Genomic DNA, 17,548 nt, shown 5'->3' with positions numbered 1-17,548 from the left:
GAGAGGAAAAGGGCTACTGAACAGAGGATGCCTGGCTGGGGAGGCAGTCTGGAGCGATCCGGTCTGGGTAAATTCTTTTCCCTGAGAACAGGGAAAAGAACAGGGACGGAGGCAAAAAGACAGTCCTACGCCAGACCCGGGCACTCGGTGGGTATTTGAATGTCGCGACAGAGGCGCTCCCAACTCAGCGACTCTCGAGTCAGCCCTTGAGATTCGCCGACAGGTTTCGGACCCAATTAGCCCGCGTGGACCACTTGATGAATCAATGCGTGGAAACCATGAACAGTCAACGAGAAGAGACAGGCGTGCCAGAAGCATGCCGCAGCATGGCTCGCGTTTTTTTGGTGGTCGAGGCGAAGCGAAGTGGTCGAGAACTGCTGGTGCAGGTGGACTCACCCTCCCAGTATTTATGGTCAGAGGTGTCGCGCTCGATGCCGTAGAAAAAAACGTGGCAGCGGACGTCCTCTCAGCCAGTTCGTACCCTCCTGGGCCTGGCGAAGCTTCTGAGACCTGCGCCCACTTTCGTGGTGGATGGCGCTCCACAACCGACTTGGATGACTCTCCACAACCGATAGCTCCTGGTCCAGCGGCGCCAAACTTTGAGAGGTCGGTCCGCGAACTGTCGGAACGCATGTGGTGATATCCCAAGGCGAGGTGGTCCCAACGTTGTGAGCATCCGGCCATGCCCCCGTAGCCATCCAAACCGTTTGTCACTGGAATCAATGCTTTACAATGTTGACGTGCTTTCCGGCGGGGACTAAGAATCCAACTACAGCGAAGTGCAGGCCGAGGTTTCGGTGCTTCGTTGATTGCGATGGACGGCCCTACGTCGGCATTCCCATCTCGGCCTGGTCGACGCCTCATCGTGCCTTTCGTGAAACGCGAGGAGGCCGATATGGCGACTTCAAAGGCGCATCCTGCGCATCCGACGAACGACTCTAAACGCAATGACCTGCTGCTGGATCTGACCGTAGTTTGGCGATCCACTGCCGAGTTGACTGTCTCAGTCCATCAAGTTCGAAAACCCAGCGGCCGACAAGTTAAGAAGTGCGAGGCTTCTTTTCGGCAATTCGGATTCGTCACTCCCATCCTCATCACAGCGGAGGGCGAGATCGTCGATGGGCACACAAGGGCTGCAGCTGCAAAGAAATCGGGAATGAAAATGGTTCCCTGCATCGTGGTTGATCATCTCGACGAACGAAAGGTTCGCGCCCTCCGCATAGCCGTGAACAAGACCCAGGAGACTGGCACTTGGGACGTAGAGAAATTGGTCCTCGAACTGGCCTATCAGCTCGAGTTCGACACCGACCTAAGGGACCTTGGGTTTGATCCGCCGGAGCTCGAGTGCCTTTTCGAAGTCACTGTCGGCGCGCCGGATGACGCCGATCCGATAGACTCGTCAGACGGGGGCAGCAATGCAGAGAGCGAGGCTATCACCCGTGACGGGGATGTTTGGGGGCTCGGCCGTCATTTCATCGCATGCGGATCGGCGCGCGACCCGGAGCTTATCAAAAATTTGTTCCTAAAGCGTCGAGCCGACATCATTATTTCTGACCCCCCATACAACTTAAAGGTGAATGGACATGTCACAACAGCGACGAAAGGGTTCAAGGAATTCGCGGAGGCATCCGGTGAGATGTCATCGTCGGACTTCGCCGCGTTCCTCGCGGAGTTTCTCACCAATGCAAGTGCGGTCGTTAAACCGGGTGGGCTGCTCTACTGCTTTATGGACTGGCGCCACACCAGAGAGCTCCAGATCGCCCTCGACAAAGTCGGGTTCGATGACGTCAACCTCTGCGTCTGGGTCAAGCCCAATGGTGGTATGGGGTCTTTCTACCGTTCACGCCACGAGCTTGTGTTCGTGGCGAAGAAGCCTGGCGCGCCTCACACCAACAATGTGGAGCTCGGCATCCACGGCCGCAACCGGACGAATGTCTGGGAGTATGCTGGTGCGACCGGTGGTCTAGCTGACGGGGCCGACGACTTTACGGTCCATCCGACTGTAAAGCCGATCCGGCTTGTCGAGGACGCCCTCATTGACGCCTCCGCTGTCGGCGAGACTGTATTCGACCCATTTCTTGGCAGCGGGACTACGCTGCTTGCCGCGGAACGCACCAAACGCCGCTGTATCGGAATCGAGATTTCACCCCACTACGTGGATTCTGCCATCCGGCGCTGGGAGTTGATGACCGGAGTGGAGGCCGTTCATCTGCAGTCTGGTGCGACGTTCCGCGAAAGGGAGCAGGGCCTGCACATTCAGGTCGAAGCTGCGGAGGGCGAGGCACTGCACGAAGGAACCGTGCCCTCGACGCTGCCCCCTGCCCCGGCCGAACCGTCGGAGGGAAGCAAATGAGCGAAGACGAAGACGATTATGGCGTCGGGCGTGGCAGGCCGCCCCAGCACAGCCGGTTCAAGACGGGACAGTCGGGCAACCCGGGCGGCCGTCCCAAAGGTTCGAAGTCCTGGAAATCGGTCATCGAGGCCGAACTCTCAGGTGGCGTGAGCCTCAAGGAACAGGGCGTTGAGTTGAAGGTCACGAAGATGGAGGCCTTCGCGAAAAGGCTCGTTGCTGACGCCCTTGCTGGAAGCCCCCGGGCTCTGGGCGAGCTTCTCCGTCAGATCAATCTCCACCTGGGGGAGGCGTCTACTGCCTCATCCAGGGACCTCCCCGCCACAGAGGACGATGTCCGACTGCTACTGAAATACGCCGAGAAGGCGCTGCAACCACATTCCGCAAAGGAGAGGGACGATGACTGATCCAAAGAAAGCTGACGTCGAGGCCCTCCTGCGGCTTAGCTTCCGGGCCTTTCTTGAAATGGTCTTCAAGACCCTCCATCCAGAGAAAGAGTTTCAAGACAATTGGCACATCGAGGCGATCTGCCTCGCCCTGGAGTGCGTCGCGTCTGGTGACGTTCGCCGCCAGATGATCCACGTACCACCGCGAACGTTGAAGTCGATCATCGTCTCGGTAGCGTGGCCAGCGTTCCTCCTCGGACACGACCCCAGTCTCGAAATTTGGGTCGTGTCCAACAACCTCGATCTCGCAACTGAACTCGCAAACAAATTCCGCAAAGTCGTGGAGACGGACTGGTACAGAGATGCGTTCCCTACCTTGTCTGGAGCGCCGGCCAAGGACAACGAGCGGGTCTTCATAACGGAACAGGGAGGCAAGAGGGAGGCAATCTCGGTCAACGGGGCGGTCATCGGTAAAGGCGCAGATCTCATCATCATGGATGATCCTCTTGACGGATCCCAAGTCGCGTCTCAATCCGTCTGCGGCAAGGTCAATAGCTGGATCGACAACTCGCTTTCCAACCGACTAAACGATCCCGCGAAAAGCCCGATGGTCTTGGTTATGCAGAGGCTCTCGATTCACGACCCTGCGGCCCACCTGGCATCGCAAGAGCATTGGAACCGGCTTTCGCTGCCAGCGATAGCGGAAGAAGACATGCAGGTGCCCATCGGCCAGGGCGAGTTACACGCGTTCGAGCGGGGTGATCTCCTGGACCCGGCGCGACTCCCGAGAGACGTCCTTGCGGTTCAGCGCGCAAAAATGGGGGAGGCCAACTTCCTGGCGCAGTACCAACAGCGGCCGGTCCCCGCCGGCGGGGGTGAGATCGACATCAGCCTGTTCCAGCGGTATGATGTCTTGCCCAAGCCCTTCGACGTGCGTTTCCTTAGCGTCGATGCCGCGTCCGGTTCGCAATCGGGCTCGTACTCGGTCATCCAGGCGTTTCAGATGACCGATGAACGTCTCTATATGATGTGGAGTGTCCGCGGGTACTGGAGCTTCCCTCAACTCGTCAAGCACGTAGTTCAAGCCGAGAAGCACATCGATGCGGACTTCATCGCCATAGAGAAAGCGCATTCAGGACTGGCCCTTTTGGAAACCCTCTGGGATAGATATCCGTTGAATGTGAGACGAAAATTGTTGCAGCCTGTTGTGCCGAAGCTCTCGAAGGAAGACAGGATGGCCAAGGCCATGGTTCTTGTCGCTGATGAGAGAGTGCTTCTTCCAAAGGTCGCGCCTTGGCTAGACGTCTTGTTTCCAGAGTTGACTGAGTTCCCGGGAGGCACACATGACGATCAAGTGGATGCCCTCTCTCAAGGTATTCTGTTCTTCAATCTTCTCCTGAAGAGCCGGTATAATCCGCACCTTGATCGTAACATCAAAGTGCTGACTAGGTGGTAAAGTGATCGTGTGCAACCTTCGGCCAGGTTGGAGCAGCCAATCCCTCACTGGTCATTTTGCAGCGACAAAGGGATGCTGAAGGCTGCGCTCACGTCTGGGCGGAGATCTCAGGGCTGGTCTTGAAATACTGTCAAGGACTCGATTGGGGCTTCTCTAGACGCTAGGACCGACACCGTCGGAACTTCTGAAACCGCCTTGGACGATCTGGCTTTCCAACTTCCGGAATCACCGCCGCCCAATCCGCATCCACGAAGTCGCCGACGTAGAGGTCACCGGCACTGTCCTGCGCTATGCTGTGCGGAGACTGGAACTGGCCTGGGCCAAGCCCGGCGCCCTGCCCCGCGTCCAGCCTCGACAGTACGATAGGGCGCGAGTTCTCCAACGATGCAGTCGGGGCAACGTCGCCACCGAGCACCAGGTTCTTTACCACAGCGAAGGCGTAAGATGGGAGCGTAAGATCTGTGATCTCCTTCACCCCGAACGTATCGGTCAGGAGGAACTCGATCGGATTCGGCGAGAGCTTGGACCGTCGGCATACGAAGCCCAGTATCAGCAGTCCCCCACGCTCCCAGGCGGCAACATAATCAAGCTGCACTGGTTCAGGACGTACGAGGGCAAGACCGACCTGTCGAAGTACGAGGCCGTGGCGCAGAGCTGGGACACAGCGTCCGTCCCAGGCGTGGACAACGACTTTCGGTCTGCACGACGTGGGGTCTAATCAATCACGGGATACATCTGCTCGACGTTCACCGCGCTCAATACGACTATCCCGACCTGCGTCGCGTTGCCCGGGACCTGCGCAAGAAATGGAGACCGGCGCTTATAGTCGTCGAAAAGGCCGGCGTCGGAATTGCGCTGGGCAATGAACTCCTCAGGGACGGACTGAACGACGTCAAAGGCATGGTCGCTACTGGAGACAAGATCCAGCGCATGTCCATCCAGTGTGCGAAGATCGAGGGCGGCCAAGTATGGCTGCCGAAATCTGCTCCGTGGCTCGATGGGTACCTAAAGGAATTGGGGCTGTTCCCTCAAGGAAAGTATTTCGACCAGGTCGACAGCACCTCTCAAATCCTTAAGGCGATCGAGACGAGACCTCCGCAGCTTTGGACGCTAAGTCGCTACAGAAACTAGCGTCGGGTTCTGCTATGCTCAAACCATGGGGAACACCGGACCAAGGTGGCGCATTCGGCGCTGTCATCAGGTCCAGAGAATGTTGGCCCTGAGAGACCGTTCCATGGCTCCTGGACGCCAAGGCCCGCGCTTAGTTCTCCTGAGAGACTATGCCGGACGTATGAACATGCGCTCGCTCTCGCCTGTCTGCCGGTCGTCGGTCCGAATATTGCGGTAGGCGTGCCAGGTGGCGTGGCCAAGCACCGGGAAGACGAGGACCAGCCCGATGAACGCCGTCGCGACCGAAACCAGAAACAGCCCCATGACGGTCGCGCCCCAGGCCAGCATGACCGGCAGGTTCGCCCAGACCATCGCCATGCTGATGCCCATGGCCGAAAGGGCGTCGGCGCGCTCGGTGAGCAGCATCGGCACCGCGAATACACTTATCGCAAAGGCGAAGGCGGCGAACAGGGCGCCGACGACGCTGCCAGTCAGAAGCAGCGCCCAGCCGGTCGGTGTCAGGAACAGCATCGGGATCAGCTCGTCGGTCCCGGGAAAGGCGACCATGCCGAAGAAGAGCGCATAGATCAGGACCGCCGCCCTGAGCCACAGCAGAAACAGCCCCAGAAGCAAAACACCCATGAAGAGCGCCTGGTAGCCGGAGCGCGGCCGCACAAGGATCATGCCCGCCAGACCGACCTCTTCCCCAAGCTCCAGCCTGCGGCTCTTCTCATAGAGACCGTTCGCGATCAGAGGGCCTATGACCATGAACCCTGCAAGGGCCGGAAACAGAGCGTATTCGTAGCGGAACTGGAACAGTCCCCACACCACGAGGATCGAGAGCGCGAAGACGCCGGCGCCGTAGAGCAGGCTGGGGAGCGGGTTGGTCCAGAGGTCGGACCAGCCCGCGCGCAGCCAGTCGAAGGCGGTGCGCCACGGCAGGTTGCGTGCCCGCAGGTTTTGGCGTGGCAGCGGCGGGACAACCTTGGGGATCACGCCCGCGGCGTGGGGGTTGTCGGGAGGTGGAGGATCGGTACGGTCGCTCAACATGACGGCTTCGCCGGGCGGAGCGCGGCGCCTTTTCGTTGGGAAAGATCAAGAACGCAATCGGGCTGGGAACCGATGGCGACGGTGACGAGATGGGCGTTGGCGGCGACAAAGCCGATTACGAGCAGAGCAATGGAGGCCAGCGCGTATAGTCGCGTACGGATCATCTACCAGCCTCCTCTCCGAGGTCCTGGATGTAGAGGGTCAGCATCATGCGCTCGGCCGTCGTTAGCCGCCCCTCCCACGCCGGCATCCAGCCCTGCCGGCCGTTGTGGATTGTCTCGAACATCACCGCGTCGTCGCCCCCGTAGACCCAGGCGTCATCGGTCAGGTTGGGGGCGCCGAGGTCGCGGTTTCCGGCAGCGTCCTCGCCGTGACAGCTGGCGCAGTTTTCCGCGAACAGGATCTCCCCTTCGGCCAGACGCTCCTGCGTGGCCACCGTCTCGAGGCCCGAGAGAGACTGGACATAGTCGACCACAATACGAACCTGCGGTCGGGTGAGGATGTCGGTCTCGCCAAAGGCAGGCATCTGGGCCCAGCGGCTGTCGGGGTGCGGCGCGTTGATACCGACCCTCAGCGTCTCCATGATCGCCTCCGCCTCTCCGCCCCAAAGCCAGGCATTGTCGACGAGGCTGGGAAAGCCCGGACCACCGGCGGCGTCCGCTCCGTGGCACCCCGCACAGTTATCGCCAAAGAGCGAGGGCGCGGTTCGCGCCACATGAGACATCAGGGCGGCATCCTGCCGGACCTCCTCAGCCGGCAGCGTTGCGAGCGCCGTCGTCCAGTCCGTCCGGACGGCATAGGCTGCCGCCACCTGCCGCTCGACCCGCTCCTGGTCGTCATAGCCGAGAAGGCCCCTTGTGTAAGTCGTGACCAACGGCCAGGCAGGCATCAGCACCCAGTAGATTAGCGCCCAGACGTGAGTGATGCCGACCGCCCACCAAATCACCCGCGGCACGCGGGTGTTTAATTCCGTGATGCCGTTCCATTCGTGGCCGGTTGTCTCGTGGCCGGTGAGGGGATCGCGTTCTCTTACCGACATGGCCCGTCCTCGTCGTCGAGCAGGCTCTTTGCGGCCTTGTCGAAGCGTTTGCCCAGGCTCGGCCAGAAGGCGTAGGCGGTGATCCCCACCGAGAGAACGATCAGGTAGATCAAGCCGAAGGACTTGGCGAAGGTGGAAGTCGCCTCGTAAGTCAGGTCCATGTCAGTCTCCTCTCGGCGGTTGGGTCTCGGCGGGGAGGTCGGTGAGGCCGCCCAGGATCTGCAGGTAGGCGACCAGCGCGTCCATCTCGGTCAGGCGCTCCCGCCTGCCGTCGAAGAGGCGGATATTGGTCTCCTCGCCATAGCGTTCTGCCACGCCGTCGGCCGGTTCGGTATCGGGAACGGCTTGGCCGCCTGCGTCGACGGCGGCGTTCGCGATCTGGTCGTCGGTGTACGGCACGCCGACGGTGCGCAAGGCGGCCAGCCGGCCCGGCAGGCTCTCGGTTTCGAGGGGTGCCGCGAGGAGGAATGCATATTGCGGCATCACCGATTCCGGCACCAGCGCCCTTGGGTCGACCAGGTGACGCACCTGCCAGTCGTCTGAGTACTTCTCTCCCACGCGCGCCAGATCGGGTCCTGTCCGTTTCGACCCCCACAGCATCGGGTGGTCGTACTGGCTTTCGACCGCCAGAGAATAAGGGCCGTAGCGGTCGACCTCGTCCTGCAGCGTGCGGATCATCTGGCTGTGGCAGAGATAGCAACCCTCGCGGATGTAGATGTCGCGGCCGGCCTGCTCGAGCGGGGTATAGAGCCGCATGTCGGGGGCGGACTCAACCGTCTCGTCGATGGTGAAGAGCGGCGCTATCTCGATGAAGCCACCCACGCTTGCGGCGAGGATGATCCCCGCCGTCAGCGCCATGGAATGGCGCTCGGCGCGGTAGTGCGCCTTCGCGTGGACTTCGAAAAAGCGAGCAAAGGGTTTGAGGAGCATCCTGAACATGGCGCTACTCCGCCGCCGGAACCGCAGGCTCGTTCGCCTCCGATCCCGTCGGATAGTCGATCTGCGGCGCCTGGTGCCCCGCGACCCGGATCGTCATGTAAACGTTGTAGGCGCCGATCACCGCACCCGCGAGGAACAGCGCCCCTCCGATCACCCGCGCGATGTAATAGGGACGCATCGCCACCAGCGTTTCGGTGAAGGAATAGGCGAGCGTCCCGCTCTCGGTGTAGGTGCGCCACATCAGGCCCTGCGTGATGCCGCTATTCCACATTGCGAAGACGTAGATGACGGTCCCTGCGAGGGCGAGCCAGAAGTGCGATTCGACGAGCTTCCAGCTGTACATCGCCTCTTTGCGCCACAGAAGCGGCACCACGGCGTAGATCGAGCCGAAGGAGATCAAAGCGACCCAGCCCATCGCCCCCGCGTGGACATGCCCCACGGTCCAGTCGGTGTAGTGCGACAGTGAGTTGACCGCCCGCACCGCCATGAACGACCCCTCGAAGGTCGACAAGCCGTAGAACACCGCCGCCAGCATCATGAAGCGCAGCGTGGCGTCATCGCGCACCTTGTGCCACGCGCCGTTCAGCGTCATCAGCGCGTTGCCGGCGGAGGCCCAGGACGGCACCAGCAGCATCACGGAGAAGGTCATGCCCAGCGTCTGCACCCACTGCGGAAGGGCGGTGTAATGCAGGTGGTGCGACCCCGCCCAGATGTAGAAGAAGACGATGCCCCAGAACGACAGGATCGACAGCCGGTAGGAATAAATCGGCCGCTCGGCCCGTTTCGGCAGAAAGTAGTAGAGCATTCCCAAGAAGCCCGCGGTCAGGAAGAAGGCCACGGCGTTGTGGCCGTACCACCATTGCGTCATTGCGTCCTGAACCCCGGCGAAGGCGGAGTAGCTCTTGGCCGCGCCGAAGGACGCTGGAACGGCCAGGTTGTTGACGATGTGCAGCATCGCCACAACCAGGATGAAGGCGAGATAATACCAGTTGGCGACGTAGATATGCGGCTCGTTCCGCCGCGCCAGCGTCCGCATATAGAGCACGAAGTAGACGACCCAGACGATCACTAGCCAGATGTCGGCATACCACTCCGGCTCCGCGTATTCCTTCGACTGGGTGACCCCCATCAGGTAGCCGGAGGCGGCGACGAGGCAGAAGAGGTTGAAGCCAAGAAGCACGAACCAGGGCGAGAGGTGCCCCGCCAGACGGGCGCGGCTGGTGCGCTGCATGACGTGAAACGAGGTCGCGATCAGGGCGTTGCCGCCGAAGCCGAAGATCACGCCGGAGGTATGGACCGGCCGCAGTCGGCCGAAGCTCGACCAAGGGGCGTCGAAGCGAAGCTCCGGCCACGCGAGCTGCGCGGCGACCCAGACCCCCATCCCCATGCCCACGACCGCCCAGAACAGCGCCAGCAGGATCCCGACCTTCGTCGGATCGTCGTAGTAACTCGCGAGGCGATCTTCGGTCGGCTCGGGCGCATCGAGAGCCCGGAGGGCGATCAGGAGCACTCCTCCTGCGAACACCAGCGTGATCCAACCGTGCACACCCATCGGATCACCGCGCCCGGCGGCGGCAAGGATGAGGCCGGCTAAGGCCACCAGCCCCGAAAGGATCAGGGCACCCTGTCGTTCGGTCGCCATCAAGCGCGTCATCATGGGGCGGTCTCCTTCTGCGGGGGCAGCGGCGCGTCGCCGTTATCGTGCAGGATGCGCTCGGCGTCGCCTTCGAGATCCTCGTACTGGTGGCTCCGCAGGCTCCAGAAGAAGGCGCCCAGCCCCACCGCACCCATCGCCAGCGTCACCGGTATGAGCAGGTAGAGAACCGTCATGCGAGCGCCTCACCGAGCAGCGATTCCGGTGCCGTGGCCGGCGCCGTCCGACGCCTGCTCAAGCGCAGTGAGTTGGCCACTACCGCCACCGAGGAGGCGGACATCGCGATGGCAGCGATCAGCGGCGTGACGAGGCCCGCCACCGCGAGCGGCACGGCGACGCAGTTGTAGAGGATCGCCAGGCCGAAGTTCTGCCGGACGATGCGGCCCGTGCGACGGGCGACGCTTAGAGCCAGTGGGACCGCCCGCAGGTCATCCCGCAGGAATACCAGGTCGGCGGCCGCGCGGCCGGCCTCCGACGCAGAGGCCGGCGACATCGAGACATGCGCGGTCGCGAGGGCGGCAGTATCGTTCATTCCGTCACCGACCATCAGCGCGCGGACGCCCCGCTTGCGCAAGGCTTCAAGCCGCGCGACCTTGTCTGCTGGGCTCATCTCCGAGAGGGTCTCTTCGACCTCGAGCCTGCCGGCAACGCGCGCCACCACCGCCGCCGCATCTCCGGAGAGGATTTCTGACGGCAGTCTCATCCGGGCGAGGTCTTCCACCGCCTCCGCTGCGCCATCGCGCAGTCGCTCTTCCAGCGGAAACCGCAGCATGCATCCGCCCTCGAAAGCGAAGGCAGGACCATCGCCTTCGGCTCGGTCCGAGGCGATCTCGGCGACCCAGGAAGCCCTGCCAAGCCGCGCCCGGCGTCCACCGATCACCGCCGCGACGCCGAAGCCCGGCAGTTCCGTGACCGCCTCCAGGGGCTCAACCGCACCCTCGAAGCGGGATGCGATGCAGCGCGCCGCTGGATGTGCCGACCGGCTGGCAAGCGCAGCAACCGCCGTCCTGGAGGCTTCATCCAGTTCGGGCAGGGAGACGAGACCTGGGATGCCGGTCGTCAGCGTGCCAGTCTTGTCCCAGACGACACGGTCGGCATTCGCCAGTCGCTCAAGGGCGGAGCCGTCCTTCATCAGGATGCCGTCCGCCATCAGGCGACCGGCCGCCACCACATGCGCCACCGGAACCGCAAGCGCCAGCGCGCAGGGGCAGGTGACGATGAGCACGCTGATCGCGACGAAAGCCGACCGCTGCCAGTCGTCGGTCGCCATCATCCAGCCGGCGAAGGTAACGAGCGCCAGCAGGTGGATCAGCGGCGCGTAGAGCCGGGCTGCCCGGTCGGCGATCCGTACATAGCGTCCGCGCCCCGCCTCGGCTGTAGTCAGCATTTGCATCATCCGCGCCAGAAAGCTTTCTCTGACGGGACGCAAGGCGACCGCATCCAGCGGACCGGTCAGGTTCAGTGCGCCGGCCTCGACTTCATCGCCGACGCCGACGGAGACCGGGCACGCTTCCCCCGTCACCAGCGCCCTGTCGAGGTCCGTTGCTCCGGCAACGATCCTCACGTCGACTGGTATGCGCTCTCCCGCCGCGATTCTCAGCCGCATCCCGGGAACGACCTGATCCACGGCGATCTCGCGCAGATCGCCCGCCGGGCCGACCTCAACAGCGCCGCGGACGGCGAGCCGCGCGAGCCCGGTCATCGCGCTGCGGGCGCGATCCCGCATGCGGTAATCCAGATAGCGGCCGATCAGCAGGAAGAACGTCAGTGTCACGGCGGCGTCAAAGAAGACCTCTTCGCCACCGCGGGAGGTCTCGAACAGGCTGAGGGCCATTGCCAACGCGATCGCCAGGGCAATGGGAACGTCCATGTTCATGCGACCGTTGCGCACAGCACCCCAGGCCGAGATGAAGAAGAACCGCGCCGCATAGGCCACGATCGGAACCGAGATCAAGGCGGAGATCAGGTGGAAGGTGTCCCTCGTCGTGCCAGTCGCTCCGGACCAGACCGCCACCGAAAGCAACATGACGTTCATCGCGCCGAATCCGGCGACGGCGACGGCGCGCAGCAGGGCTTGGGCGGTCCGATCCCCGCTTTCCAGTGAGAGATCGGCCGCATCGATCAGCGTCGCGGGATGGCCAATGCGCTCCAACTCGGAGAGGATCCCTTTGAGACTGGTCGATCCGTGCGCGGGCCTGACGCTTATCCTGCGCAGCGTCAGATTGACACGCGCTTCTTCTACATCGGCGCGTGCAGCAAGGGCGCGCTCGATCGCCGCCATGCAGCCGCTGCACCGGATGCTCGGCGCTGACAGGGTGATGGTCTCAGAACCCGTCGAACTGATCGCAGCTGATACCGGCAAAGAACCCCCTCGCAGTCTATCAAGCTTCGGTTTGCCACCGTGCCCCTTCATGATCGCACAGTAAGCGCACCCCGATTTAGCCGATGATGTCCCGCGCGACGAGGCGGATGCAACCCGTACTTCCCAATCTAGGTGCCGGCGTTATCTCGGCCGCCATCTTTCCAGCGGCTGGAGAGACACGAATGCGCGAAGAAGATCCGGCGTCTGACTCCGTGTTCAGTCCCAAGGATCCCAGCTGAAGCTCTTTGATGACGGCTGCGTATGAGCTGGCTGCGCGCGGCTCATTAGTTAGAATGTGACGGCGGACATTTGCTTGGAGGCTCGGTGATCCGATCAACAGCTTCCTCTGGATGACCGAGGTTCTTTGCCGCTGCCCTCAAAGGGGAACCCCTTCGCATCCCCGACGCGGTCGCGTCGCCGGCAAGTCCTGTGAGAGTCTCTCCGGACGCACCGATCTGCCCTCGATCGACCAGATCAACATCGGCTTCGAGCCGCAGGGTCACGAGGGCTTCCCGGTGCCGCACTACGACGTGCATATCTACTTCATCCCTGCAGCCGAGGTTGCCGCGATAAATTAGGGTTCTGGCTTGAGACGCCTGCGAGCGAGGTACGCTTCGGTCCGGAGCAGATGCGGTAGCGTTCTTTCCGCTTCGTTCCTGGTCCTCCGGTCAGAGCAGGTAAAGCAGGCGTGGGCAATCGAACCGGCGTCGCTCTGACCACCAGCTCGCGGCGGACGGCCCGGCAACTGCGTCAGCCATCGCCAGCCGGGGCCGCGATCCCGGCGAACCGTTGGCGCTAGCGTGCCGGTGTCACGCCGACCATCCGCCTGAAGAGGCGGCGGAGCTCGGATCCCCCTAGCCGACTTCAAAAGCGATGGCATCTACCGGCGACTTCTCCGTTTCCAGGAGCTGCTTGGACTCTTCGATCCTGAGCGTCTGCACGTAGTCGATCGGAGCGTATCCGGTCGCCGCACGGAAACGGCGGGCGAACGTTCGAGATGACAGTCCGGAACGGCGCGCCATGAGTGCTACAGGATTCTAGGAGTGGTAGTTGTCGGCGATCCAGCTCTGAACCTCTGCGGTCACCGCGTCGTCGTGGCGCTGCGGCCTCCGCGCCCCGGCAAACGGGAGCTGTCCCTCGCTGTGGTCTCCGAGGAGAAAGATCATGGCCGCACGAACCGCCTCGGTCCCGCTGGAAAAGCGCGCGACGAGGTGAAGGGCAAGGTCCGCCCAGGCCGAGGCACCTCCGCTTGTTAAGATCCGACCGCCCTCGCCGGCGGCCGGGCAATCTGTCGTCTCCAGAACTGTTCGTAGTGGCAATGCCCCGCCACCAAGCCGGCGGCGGGGCGATCTCGGTCACTTCTTGCCGGAGCCCTTCTTGCCGGAACCCGACTTCTTGTCGTCCTTGTCGTCTTTGCTGTTCGCCATCGTCTGTCTCCTAGACCGTTCTGTTGCGGCTCAAAAGAAACCGTCTGCATAGGCGGCAGGTTCCCGGCGGAAACAGGACTCAGCCGAGTGATCCACGCCAATCAGTTCGGCGCCTTCGAAATCTCTACCTCACGACGCGGGCCCGCTATTTACGTTGTTCTCCTGAGCGCAAGAAGAGCGATGAGGGAGGCCACTCCGATCCCGGCCGTGAGCCAGATCGCGTGCAGGCCCCAAGCCGTCAGCGCTGCCCCGAAGACCAAGGGCGCCGCCGCCTGCAGGATACGCGCCGGAGCGTTGAGCCAGCCGAGCCGCCGTCCGTAGCCGGCCGCACCGAACAGGGCTAAGGGCAGCGTGCCCTTCGCGATTGTGAGAATGCCGTTACCGGGCCCGTGCAGAACTGCAAAGGCGTAAGCAGCGGGTGCCCCGAAGATCACCAGCGCTACCGCTGCCATGGGATGTGCCACTGCGGCCGCGCGCGCCGAGATCAGTGGATGGAACCGGCGCAGCAGGCCAAACTCCAGAACCCTTGCAGCGACCTGTGCCGGGCCGATGAGTCGTCGAGCAACGAGACGACCTCCAGTCACGCATCGTCCTCGTCCGACGGCCCCAAGAAGTCGCGGTGATAGGGACTGCGAGCAAAGGCGAAGGCTGAACCAGTTGAGGTCGCGGCAGGGGGTATTTCGGCCGCGACCGAGCCGACGAGTGAAGTGCTCCTAAGGGAACAGCAGGTCCGGGCCCAAGAACGAAAAGCGATCAAGTAAACCTCCGGGCTGGGGCATCGCAATCTTACGACCTTGAACACCTCGTAATGACCTCTAGCTTGGTGGCAATGACAGTTATGACATGCAGACCCGCGTCTCTTTCTCGCCCGAGGATGCGGAGGTCGTCACAGATCGTGCAATTGGATCGAGCGCCCGCATGTTCTCTATTTCAACGCGAGTTGATGTCGACGACCTGCTCGCGGTCTGGGAGGAGATCCTGGGCAGCAGCGGGTATTCTGTCACGCAGGGCGCTGATGACCTTCTCGAGCGGTCGATTGAGTTCTCCGGCCCCGGAATTTTAAATGCCAAGATTATCGTGGCCCCCACGACAAGTGACGGTCCGGGTCTTGTTGAATTCGACGCTGAAATAGTCGAGCCGGGCCGCTTAGCTGGAGGAGGTGAAAGCCTGCCGGAGGCCTTCCCGACAGGCTTAGAACCGAGCGGCTCGCATGCAAAAAGCCTATTCGACGGGCACGGGCGCAGACGGCGCGACAAACGTCTCAGGCGCCGTGGCCCCCTGCTCATTCGTCACGGCTGCTGCTGGTACTGTGTCACCAGCATCAGGCGCTCCCCCGGACATTGCGAGGAGCACGATCAGGCCCAGGATGGCGAGCATAATCCCGGCAATCCACCATCCCGCACCGCCCGCGTCACCGCGCGTGCCGAGCTCATGAGGAAGAACGCCGGGGTACTTGTACGGGTCGACGCGATGCGGATCGGTCCGATGGCCGTCACCAGTTGGATATACCATCTCAACCTCCTTTCACGGTTGAATATCGAAGGAACGAACCGAAGAAGGCGAGGTTCCGGAGACCGCGTCACATGGGCACGATCTGGCCGAGCTGGCCCATTCCAGACAGGATGATGCGCAGTATGACGCCTCCACAGGCAGAGCGGACTGCCGGTCGCGCTCTGCGAACGCGCGCAGGGTCCTTCATCCTAAGTTGTCGCGGACTTCACGTCTCTCGCTGAGAAGACAGTGGACCAAGCGGCTCAAACGACGAAAGCAGTCTGAACAGCCGCGAACTTAGAAGGCGGGGCGGTCTTCTTTGGCAGCCTCGCCTTCACAATGGGACCCTGTTGCTCTTGGCGCGCTCAGGCCCACAGAGACGTGCTCCTTCGCGTGCCCCCGTTCACAGCTCAAGACCAAGTACGCTCGCCACGGCACCGACTATCGCCGCGGCAGCCGCGAGCCACGTAAGCCGGTCATTGGTCCGTGATCGACGGCGAGCATGTGCGTCGTGCGCCACCAACCAGCGCTCTACGAATGCTGGGGAAGCACTCACCACTCTGCCTCCAGTCTCCGTCTCCACGATCGAGACAGGTTTGAAGTACGAGGCGGCTAGCTTTGCCCTGACCACGTCGGGGCCCAGAGCGTTCAGTCGCTTGACGAGATCGGCACTCTCCGCCTCGGTGGCAGTTTGGGTTCGAAATTCGTCGGTCTGTGAAAACGGCCGTTGATTCATGTCTTCCTCACGATTTCTCGCTAAACATCGATGGCAATCCTGACCGCGACGAGACCGCCAGGCGGCCTCGTCGCAAGCTCAACCAGTCAGTCGTTGTCGCCGCCCTGGTTCCGGCCGCCGGAGTTGCCCGGATCGCCTTCCTCCGCGCCGTTGCCGCGACCGGCATCGGTATGCGTCCCGGACTGGCTGCCTCCACTGGAGCCACTGCCCTGGCCATTCCCTTGACCGCCGTTCCCGTTGCCATTCCCTTGGCCACCACTCCCGTTCCCGGACGACTGTTCGTCTTCGGGTTCACCGGGCTGTTGGTTTCCGGGTTCTTCCGTCGGACTGCCGGACTCATCGCCACCCGTGCCACCGTCCTCGCCTCCACCCGGGTTGCTCTCCGGTTCCTGCTGCGACGGCGGGGGTGTTTCGGACTGATCCGGTGTCTCATTGTCCGGCGTCTCAGTCTCACCAGGGAGATCGGACAGCCCGCCAGACGTGGGCGGGGTCTGGAACTGGGGCTGCTCAGGGCCCGCTGCCAGACGGTCACGCGCCCGCTCTCCCTCGTCCCGCATCAAGGCCTTCGCGGAACCCGAGGAGTTCTTCTCCAGAATGACCACGCGTCGATTGAGGCGTTCTGCCTGGTCGACGACTACAACAGGAGAGAGCTCGCCGAATGACGCGGTCGGAACCAGCCGGTCGCGAGGGACACCTTTCGAGACCAGATAGGTCACAACGCTCAGGGCTCGGCGCATGCCGAGGTCGTGGTTGTAGTCGGGCGATCCAACCTTGTCGGCGTGTCCGACGATGACGTAGTCAGATCTGGCGTTCTTAATCATGCGCGCCGCCTCGGCATCAAGCAGCAACTGCGCCTGAGAGTTGAGTTGGACGCCGTCAAAGGAGAAGTAGACAGTGGCAACGCCCATTCTCTGGCGAGCCTCGACACCGACCGGAAGTGGTTCCGACCGGGTCAACTGCTCGGGAGAGCGACTGTCCGAACAGGCAGCCAGAGCGGCGGAAAGGATGAACATCGTTCCTAGGGAGATTTTACTCATTACAGTCCTCGAACATTTTACTGATTACTGGGTTTGCTGGGTGACGCGCCTACGATCAGCAGGATCGTAGTAACTCGTGCCTTTGCATCGCCTTCGTTCAGAAGGCGTAGGGCAACCTGCCGAGCGGCCGGCATTGCGTATCGTTCTGCTTCGGCTCTTCTGGCCGCAGGCACGATGGGTTTTTGCTGGAAGTTCGTTCCCCGATCTGCGTGAACGACGTCAGATGCTGGCTCGATCCGCTCCGGCCAAAACAAAAGAGGCGCACAAGGGCGGAGAAAGCACTGAGGACGGAATCGGGGATTCGGTGCGAATTGCTCGCCATACCTGTCTCACTCGTTACTGCTCCACCAACATGGCAAGGAGCTGACAAAAAAAACTACACGTGAGGCAAGTGCTCCTTCAACTGGGCGAAACTGTGACTCGCGGCGAGAGATTTTGATGGCCAATTGTGCAGACGATCATCAGCCTGAGCAGGCGAGACCTAGGACCAATAGATTCCGGGAGTGGTTTC

The 17,548-nt window shown here is 62.3% G+C and carries 19 protein-coding genes; 6 read left to right on the top strand and 13 right to left on the bottom strand.

The window, feature by feature from the left end; genetic code table 11:
* Positions 1–895: 895 nt before the first annotated feature.
* The 3 genes from C8D95_RS13530 to C8D95_RS13520 are packed head-to-tail and all read left to right on the top strand — an operon-like array spanning position 896 to position 4,192.
* Positions 896–2,353, top strand: coding sequence for a site-specific DNA-methyltransferase (locus C8D95_RS13530; protein ID WP_170121484.1), 1,458 nt, complete (start codon positions 896–898; stop codon positions 2,351–2,353).
* Positions 2,350–2,757 carry a DUF5681 domain-containing protein gene (locus C8D95_RS13525; RefSeq protein WP_109759730.1) on the top strand — a complete coding sequence of 136 codons (408 nt, stop codon included), beginning with the start codon at positions 2,350–2,352 and terminating at the stop codon, positions 2,755–2,757. Before C8D95_RS13530 ends, C8D95_RS13525 begins: the two co-directional genes overlap by 4 nt.
* Positions 2,750–4,192 (top strand): phage terminase large subunit family protein, encoded by a 1,443-nt coding sequence (locus C8D95_RS13520; RefSeq protein WP_109759729.1) that lies wholly within the window; start codon positions 2,750–2,752, stop codon positions 4,190–4,192. The genes C8D95_RS13525 and C8D95_RS13520 overlap by 8 nt, the downstream gene beginning before the upstream one ends.
* A 160-nt stretch (positions 4,193–4,352) precedes the next feature.
* Here C8D95_RS13520 and C8D95_RS22065 read toward each other — a convergent pair whose 3' ends face one another.
* Complete coding sequence (locus C8D95_RS22065; RefSeq protein WP_109759728.1) at positions 4,353–4,787, bottom strand: hypothetical protein; 435 nt, start codon at positions 4,785–4,787, stop codon at positions 4,353–4,355.
* Between C8D95_RS22065 and terL the strand changes: the two genes are divergently transcribed.
* Positions 4,727–5,323, top strand: coding sequence for a phage terminase large subunit (gene terL, locus C8D95_RS22965; protein WP_109759727.1), 597 nt, complete (start codon positions 4,727–4,729; stop codon positions 5,321–5,323). The genes C8D95_RS22065 and terL overlap by 61 nt on opposite strands.
* Positions 5,324–5,470: 147 nt before the next feature.
* On the opposite strand, the gene C8D95_RS13505 is transcribed toward terL, so the two are convergent.
* Genes C8D95_RS13505 through C8D95_RS13475 form a run of 8 tightly spaced genes read right to left on the bottom strand, consistent with a single transcriptional unit; the run spans position 5,471 to position 12,265 of the window.
* Positions 5,471–6,352, bottom strand: a complete 882-nt coding sequence (locus tag C8D95_RS13505) for a DUF2189 domain-containing protein (protein WP_109759726.1) — start codon at positions 6,350–6,352, stop codon at positions 5,471–5,473.
* Entirely contained in the window at positions 6,346–6,516 is a 171-nt protein-coding gene (locus C8D95_RS22060; protein WP_164721741.1) for a hypothetical protein, read from the bottom strand. The genes C8D95_RS13505 and C8D95_RS22060 overlap by 7 nt, the downstream gene beginning before the upstream one ends.
* A complete protein-coding gene (gene ccoP / locus C8D95_RS13500) occupies positions 6,513–7,391 on the bottom strand; it encodes a cytochrome-c oxidase, cbb3-type subunit III (protein WP_109759725.1) in 879 nt (292 codons plus the stop codon). The genes C8D95_RS22060 and ccoP overlap by 4 nt, the downstream gene beginning before the upstream one ends.
* Positions 7,382–7,552 (bottom strand): cbb3-type cytochrome c oxidase subunit 3, encoded by a 171-nt coding sequence (locus C8D95_RS13495; RefSeq protein WP_109759724.1) that lies wholly within the window; start codon positions 7,550–7,552, stop codon positions 7,382–7,384. Before C8D95_RS13495 ends, ccoP begins: the two co-directional genes overlap by 10 nt.
* Before the next feature lies 1 nt (position 7,553).
* A complete protein-coding gene (gene ccoO, locus C8D95_RS13490) occupies positions 7,554–8,330 on the bottom strand; it encodes a cytochrome-c oxidase, cbb3-type subunit II (RefSeq protein ID WP_338143035.1) in 777 nt (258 codons plus the stop codon).
* Between the two features lie 4 nt (positions 8,331–8,334).
* The gene (gene ccoN / locus C8D95_RS13485) at positions 8,335–9,984 is read right to left on the bottom strand and encodes a cytochrome-c oxidase, cbb3-type subunit I (RefSeq protein WP_420902675.1); all 1,650 of its coding nucleotides are present in this window, start codon (positions 9,982–9,984) and stop codon (positions 8,335–8,337) included.
* Positions 9,984–10,160 (bottom strand): cbb3-type cytochrome oxidase assembly protein CcoS, encoded by a 177-nt coding sequence (gene ccoS, locus C8D95_RS13480; protein WP_109759722.1) that lies wholly within the window; start codon positions 10,158–10,160, stop codon positions 9,984–9,986. The genes ccoN and ccoS overlap by 1 nt, the downstream gene beginning before the upstream one ends.
* A complete protein-coding gene (locus tag C8D95_RS13475; RefSeq protein WP_164721742.1) occupies positions 10,157–12,265 on the bottom strand; it encodes a copper-translocating P-type ATPase in 2,109 nt (702 codons plus the stop codon). Before C8D95_RS13475 ends, ccoS begins: the two co-directional genes overlap by 4 nt.
* Before the next feature lie 431 nt (positions 12,266–12,696).
* Here C8D95_RS13475 and C8D95_RS13470 point away from each other — a divergent pair, with 431 nt between their 5' ends.
* Complete coding sequence (locus tag C8D95_RS13470) at positions 12,697–12,924, top strand: hypothetical protein (RefSeq protein ID WP_109759720.1); 228 nt, start codon at positions 12,697–12,699, stop codon at positions 12,922–12,924.
* 276 nt (positions 12,925–13,200) lie between these two features.
* On the opposite strand, the gene C8D95_RS22275 is transcribed toward C8D95_RS13470, so the two are convergent.
* The 3 genes from C8D95_RS22275 to C8D95_RS13460 all read right to left on the bottom strand — a co-directional run bounded on the left by C8D95_RS22275 (position 13,201) and on the right by C8D95_RS13460 (position 14,225).
* Positions 13,201–13,368 carry a helix-turn-helix domain-containing protein gene (locus tag C8D95_RS22275; protein WP_206508351.1) on the bottom strand — a complete coding sequence of 56 codons (168 nt, stop codon included), beginning with the start codon at positions 13,366–13,368 and terminating at the stop codon, positions 13,201–13,203.
* A gap of 15 nt (positions 13,369–13,383) precedes the next feature.
* Entirely contained in the window at positions 13,384–13,665 is a 282-nt protein-coding gene (locus C8D95_RS22270) for a helix-turn-helix domain-containing protein (RefSeq protein WP_206508353.1), read from the bottom strand.
* A 257-nt stretch (positions 13,666–13,922) separates the two neighbouring features.
* Complete coding sequence (locus tag C8D95_RS13460) at positions 13,923–14,225, bottom strand: hypothetical protein (protein ID WP_249033323.1); 303 nt, start codon at positions 14,223–14,225, stop codon at positions 13,923–13,925.
* A gap of 391 nt (positions 14,226–14,616) precedes the next feature.
* On the opposite strand from C8D95_RS13460, the gene C8D95_RS21750 reads away from it, so the two are divergent.
* Positions 14,617–15,399: a hypothetical protein gene (locus C8D95_RS21750; RefSeq protein ID WP_126918601.1), complete on the top strand. Its 783-nt coding sequence runs from the start codon at positions 14,617–14,619 to the stop codon at positions 15,397–15,399.
* Positions 15,400–16,086: 687 nt separating this feature from the next.
* Here C8D95_RS21750 and C8D95_RS13445 read toward each other — a convergent pair.
* Positions 16,087–17,037: an OmpA family protein gene (locus tag C8D95_RS13445; RefSeq protein ID WP_109759717.1), complete on the bottom strand. Its 951-nt coding sequence runs from the start codon at positions 17,035–17,037 to the stop codon at positions 16,087–16,089.
* Between the last annotated feature and the right edge of the window lie 511 nt (positions 17,038–17,548).

This window comes from Silicimonas algicola (assembly GCF_003148765.1).
GTDB lineage: Bacteria > Pseudomonadota > Alphaproteobacteria > Rhodobacterales > Rhodobacteraceae > Silicimonas > Silicimonas algicola.
Note: the sequence above shows the minus strand (reverse complement) of the source record. Positions and strands in the feature narration are given on the sequence as shown.